Genomic DNA, 902 nt, shown 5'->3' on the forward strand with positions numbered 1-902 from the left:
CAAGCACGGCGTCGCCCACTCCCAGTTCGAGTACGGCAGCACGCTGTGGCACAGCAGGTGAACAAACGGCTCGCCGGCGATCGTGATCTCCAGCTCGGTCGCCCAGGTGAAGTCCGTCTGCATCGCCTCGCCAGGACGATGCTCCTGGGCGAAAAACACCTCCTTCGGCGGACCCTCCTGCGCGCGCCATTGCTGGACCCGGCGCTGAAACGTCCGCAGCTGACCCTCCTGGTAGCGACCTGGCTTTCGCTCCAGCAGGTCGTCGAACAAAGCCTTGGCCTCCAGCTCCGGCGCATCCTCGAGGCGCGCCGCCACCTCCTCCCAGTCCTCGACAAACGGATCTGGACGCGTCCGCCAGTCGCGCGGCCTCCCCATCGTGGACGGCAACCTCCCTTCCTTCAGATACTTACTCGCCGTGTTGCGGTGCATCCCGGCGCGCAGCGCCGCCGTGCCCACCTGACCGAGCTTCTGGTACTCCTCCATCAGCTTCCTCACCTGGACGTCCGTCGTGGTCACGCCAGCCTCCTCGCTTGTAGGTCCCTGATGGGCCCCACAGGCTAGCGGACTGGCGCTCTTCGGCTCAGCGACGACTGCACAAATCTAGTTGTCGTCGGCGCTGAGGTCTGATTGTCGCTGAGCAGAGCGGCGCTGGACGAAGGCATCCTCGGTGTTCAGGCGCTCTCGGGTGGGTTCGCTGTAGCGGTAATGGACGCATAGGGGACTCGGTCCATGCTTCGGTGCCCATACTAGCAGGCGAGACGCCCGCGCTCCCAGCGTGACGGCGAGAGCAGCTTGTCGACGCCGCATCCTGTGCCGGCCGATCACCTCGGCGATCGATCGAGGCGCCGGCCCGCGGCTCGCGGTCGCCGCGTGGTGCGATCGGCCGCGGCGCGCGATTTCGG

At 66.9% G+C, this 902-nt stretch carries 1 protein-coding gene; it reads right to left on the reverse strand.

Annotation, left to right across the window (positions count from 1 at the left end; genetic code table 11):
* Positions 1 to 516, reverse strand: a 516-nt coding sequence (locus GY769_10400) for an IS21 family transposase (GenBank protein ID MCP4202332.1), incomplete at its 3' end; no start/stop codon positions are given.
* Between the last annotated feature and the right edge of the window lie 386 nt (positions 517 to 902).

Source organism: bacterium, assembly GCA_024224155.1.
Lineage (GTDB): Bacteria > Acidobacteriota > Thermoanaerobaculia > Multivoradales > JAHEKO01 > CALZIK01.